Consider the following 1,478-nt stretch of genomic DNA (forward strand, 5'->3'; position numbering starts at 1 on the left):
GGGTTTTTGATTCACTGGTTTCATGTTGAAGAAACCCGGCCCGGATCAGACAGCTCTCGAGATGGTGACGCTCGATCAGCTTGTCCCCACCGATCACTTGTTGCGCAAGATTGACGCGGTGATCGACTTTTCGTTCATTCATGACCGCGTTGCGGATCTTTATTGTGCGGACAACGGCCGGCCGCCTCTGGATCCGACGCTTTTGTTCAAGGCGCTGTTCATCGGCTACCTGTTCGGGATCCGCTCGGAGCGCCAGCTGGTGCGCGAGATCGAGGTGAATGTGGCCTATCGCTGGTTTTTGCGTCTGAAGCTGACGGACAAGGTGTTCGATGCCTCGACGCTGAGCCAGAACCGGCGGCGGCGTTACAACGATGCCTCGGTTGCCCAGGACATCTTCGATCACATTGTCGAGCAGGCGATCACCCACAAGCTTGTGGACGGCACGGTGCTCTATACGGACAGTACCCACCTGAAGGCGAATGCTAACAAGGGCAAATACGATCTGGCACAAATAGAGAAGTCACGATCGGATTATTGGGCGGATCTGGACAAGGCCATCGAGGCGGAACGCAAACTGCACGGCCAGAAGCCGCTGAAGGAGAAGACCCGGGAACCGCAGATCAAGGAGACCAAGGTCAGCCGCACGGACCCTGACAGCGGCTACATGGTGCGCGAAGGCAAGCCGAAGGGCTTCTTCTACCTGGATCACCGCACCGTGGACGGTAGGCTGGGGATCGTCACGGATACCTTCGCCACGCCAGCCAATGTGCATGACAGCATCGTTTATCTCTCCCGGCTGGATCGTCAGCGACTGCGCTTCGATTTCGATGTTGCAGCCGTTGGGCTTGATGCGGGCTACGCCACAGCGGGCATCGCCAAGGGGCTGGGAGAGCGGGACATTGTGGGCGTGACCGGCTACCGCCGACCTCAGGCTCCAAGGCCCGGCATGATGCGCAAGTCCGCCTTTCTCTATGAGGAGCAGGCTGATGGCTACCGCTGTCCGCAAGGTCAGATGCTGACCTATGCCACGACGGACAGGAACGGCTACAAGCACTATCGCTCCGACCCGCAGATCTGCAAAACCTGTCCGCTTCTGGCGTCTTGCACCTCCAACGCCAAGGCAGAGCGGACCCTGACCCGCCATGTCTGGCAGGACGCCCGGGAGCGCACGGATGCCCATCGTCTGACACTTTGGGGCAAGGCCATCTACAAACGCCGAAAGGAAACCGTGGAGCGGTCGTTTGCCGATGCCAAGCAGCTCCATGGTCACCGCTATGCCAGGTTCCGAAGTCTGGTGCGCGTGCAAACGCAGTGCCTGCTCGCCGCTGCCGCCCAAAACATCAAGAAGATCGCAATGGCCCTCACCAAGCCTCCCAAACAGGCGCAAGCTTGAGGCCGACAAGGCCAATACACCGGAAACAAAAAAACGCCCGAAATCCCGATATAAAACCATCAAAAAAACAAACCCGCCGAAATCG

General features: G+C 58.7%; 1 protein-coding gene. It reads left to right on the plus strand.

Going from position 1 to position 1,478, the window contains the following annotated elements; all coding sequences use genetic code 11:
• Positions 1-22: 22 nt before the first annotated feature.
• Complete coding sequence (locus CLV41_RS27365) at positions 23-1,393, plus strand: IS1182 family transposase (protein ID WP_103225663.1); 1,371 nt, start codon at positions 23-25, stop codon at positions 1,391-1,393.
• The last annotated feature ends 85 nt before the right edge of the window (positions 1,394-1,478 follow it).

The sequence above is a fragment of the Roseibium marinum genome (assembly GCF_002906165.1).
Taxonomy (GTDB): domain Bacteria; phylum Pseudomonadota; class Alphaproteobacteria; order Rhizobiales; family Stappiaceae; genus Roseibium; species Roseibium marinum.